Origin of the sequence: Salinivibrio sp. MA427 (genome assembly GCF_001996115.1) — a bacterium.
Taxonomy (GTDB): Bacteria; Pseudomonadota; Gammaproteobacteria; order Enterobacterales; family Vibrionaceae; genus Salinivibrio; species Salinivibrio costicola.
This window is the reverse complement of the sequence record NZ_MUFH01000406.1, coordinates 1-2,898: the sequence shown is the minus strand read 5'-3', so window position 1 is coordinate 2,898 and position 2,898 is coordinate 1. Positions and strand designations below refer to the sequence as shown.

Annotated in this window: 2 protein-coding genes and 1 CRISPR repeat array; both genes read right to left on the bottom strand. The window is 49.9% G+C overall.

The window, feature by feature from the left end; all coding sequences use genetic code 11:
- Nucleotides 1–36 precede the first annotated feature (36 nt).
- Nucleotides 37–1,866: a CRISPR direct-repeat array (repeat unit 28 nt; unit sequence GTTCACTGCCGCACAGGCAGCTTAGAAA).
- 435 nt (nucleotides 1,867–2,301) lie between these two features.
- Nucleotides 2,302–2,586, bottom strand: coding sequence for a helix-turn-helix transcriptional regulator (locus tag BZG79_RS15050; RefSeq protein WP_077460599.1), 285 nt, complete (start codon nucleotides 2,584–2,586; stop codon nucleotides 2,302–2,304).
- Nucleotides 2,579–2,890: a type II toxin-antitoxin system RelE/ParE family toxin gene (locus BZG79_RS15045; RefSeq protein ID WP_108743316.1), complete on the bottom strand. Its 312-nt coding sequence runs from the start codon at nucleotides 2,888–2,890 to the stop codon at nucleotides 2,579–2,581. The genes BZG79_RS15050 and BZG79_RS15045 overlap by 8 nt, the downstream gene beginning before the upstream one ends.
- Between the last annotated feature and the right edge of the window lie 8 nt (nucleotides 2,891–2,898).

The window sequence follows — 2,898 nt, the reverse complement described above, 5'->3', positions numbered from 1 at the left end:
GAAAAAAAGGTGTATCAATGACATTCTGAAACATCTGTTCACTGCCGCACAGGCAGCTTAGAAAAACGAGAACGGCGAGCCCAACCCGCACGTTCAGTTCACTGCCGCACAGGCAGCTTAGAAATGTAGCCGTTTGACCTGGCCGACGGATTCAATGTTCACTGCCGCACAGGCAGCTTAGAAAAGACTGAAAGTGCGTTAATAATCCGCTCCTCGGTTCACTGCCGCACAGGCAGCTTAGAAATATCAGACCGCGCGCGATCCAGAGAGCAAACGGTTCACTGCCGCACAGGCAGCTTAGAAACCGAGCAATTACAAACGCTGCTTGATGATGCCGTTCACTGCCGCACAGGCAGCTTAGAAATCACAGTCGAGACGCTTGGCCGTGAGACACGCGTTCACTGCCGCACAGGCAGCTTAGAAAAATCGGCTCCAAGCTCTGCGGCGTGTAAATCGGTTCACTGCCGCACAGGCAGCTTAGGAAATTCCGCAATCGACGATGCAACACGCGATTTCGTTCACTGCCGCACAGGCAGCTTAGAAAGGTCTTGGTTACGGCCAGAAAGCAACTGTACAGTTCACTGCCGCACAGGCAGCTTAGAAAACGCTGATTGCGGCGGATGAAGTCGAGCTGGTGTTCACTGCCGCACAGGCAGCTTAGAAACGGCACCGCGACCGTACACGCGCTTTCGTCAGGTTCACTGCCGCACAGGCAGCTTAGAAAAATTGTGACAGGCGGTTCTCGGAGATCTTTTCGTTCACTGCCGCACAGGCAGCTTAGAAAACTCCGATTCATCCGTAAGCGCAACAGGCTTAGTTCACTGCCGCACAGGCAGCTTAGAAAAGCCTCAGCAAGGCAACCGCAGACGCTGAGACGTTCACTGCCGCACAGGCAGCTTAGAAAGTCGAGAAAGCGCGAGACCTCGCGGCCGATGGGTTCACTGCCGCACAGGCAGCTTAGAAATGTTAGTGATTGATTCGTTGGTGGTTCTTCGAAGTTCACTGCCGCACAGGCAGCTTAGAAAACGCAGCGTCTCACCGTGCAGCGCATTATTGAGTTCACTGCCGCACAGGCAGCTTAGAAAATTGCCAAAGACGACGAGCGCGAATCGCTTGAGTTCACTGCCGCACAGGCAGCTTAGAAATATCGTGTGACAACGAATAAGCCCAGGGCTAAGTTCACTGCCGCACAGGCAGCTTAGAAAATCACGACAAGCCAAGCAATCAACATTAATGCGTTCACTGCCGCACAGGCAGCTTAGAAACCATAAATTCAGCTAGAAACACGAGGGAAGGTGGTTCACTGCCGCACAGGCAGCTTAGAAACTGACCGATACTCTTGCGGTATCTTCACCATTGTTCACTGCCGCACAGGCAGCTTAGAAAAGGAAGAAACTGCCAAGATCGAGGCGCAGGGTGTTCACTGCCGCACAGGCAGCTTAGAAAAATTTCATCCAAATCAGTAACGATGCGGTCAGGTTCACTGCCGCACAGGCAGCTTAGAAATTCCAAGTGAGACACACGGAATGGCGTACAAAGTTCACTGCCGCACAGGCAGCTTAGAAATAATGCCTTTACTTTTTTGGCCTGTCATTGCAGTTCACTGCCGCACAGGCAGCTTAGAAAGTACAGTCGATGCCGGTTATTGTTCTGGTCGTGTTCACTGCCGCACAGGCAGCTTAGAAAGCATAGCGCATACGCATCACGCACTAGCGTGTGTTCACTGCCGCACAGGCAGCTTAGAAAGTCCGCGTAGTACACTGACCGCACGATAAAATGTTCACTGCCGCACAGGCAGCTTAGAAATTGTTACGCGCGTCGATGTATTCAGCTAAATCGTTCACTGCCGCACAGGCAGCTTAGAAATCAGCGAACGGCGGCGGTAACAGTTATTCNCAAGTTTGTACGATCGAGTTGGCGCTTATGCCGACCTACACACCATTTTAATATCGGCGGTGCCATTGGCTTATATTGGTTATCGGAACAGCCACTTTTGGCCCGATGATACATTGGCGTAGGTGACACAAGCCCCAGCACGGTGTTGGATATGTGATAACTGTCAAAGGGCGCCTGTCACGATCGAGGTTAATTGTTGGCCCCGATGTCGGATGGCGCGCGGCGTAAGTCATACCAACTTTGCACGATCGAGTTGGCGCTTATGCCGACCTACGCATAGGCAGTTTAGACACTGAAAATAATTGTTTTTTTGATGTCAGTTCATTGTTAGTGTGTCGTGGCATCGAGGGAGTAGGGGATGGTTCAAGGTCAATAAAAGCGTATGACTAGCAATGACCATACACGTCAATTTGACGCATGTTTATAGCCAAAGTTAAGCTTGCAGTTGCATGCTTTTGCATAGCTAAGCAGGGTTTTAAGGGTTGGATTACCTTTCCCTTTTTCAAGTCGAGAAATATTGCCTTCTTTCGTCCCCATACGTACTGCAACCTGCTGTTGAGTTAGCCCGGCCTGCTTACGCATGCTGAGTAACATATCGATCAATTCAAACTCAGGCGCCAATTCATCGTATGCTTGTTTCACGTCTGGGTTTTGTAGTGCTTTCGCTTTTAATGCTTGTAAGCTATTCACTTTTCACCTCTTTCATACGCCTTGTTGCCAATGCTAAGTCTTTCATTGGTGTCTTTTGACTTTTCTTCACAAATGCATGAAGGATATAGATGTTGGGGCCGTCTAAATAGCAGAATAGACTTCGTCCGATCCCTTCTTTTGCTTTGGCGCGAACTTCAAACAGGCCGTTACCTATTGATTTTGTGTGAGGAGGACCCAAGTTTGCGCCATGTTTTTCTATTAGTTCAAGCAGCTTGAGCATTCGCGCTTGAATCTTAGGAGGCATGTTGAGAATGCTCTCCTCCACGCCTTGGTAAAAAACGATGTTCCAGT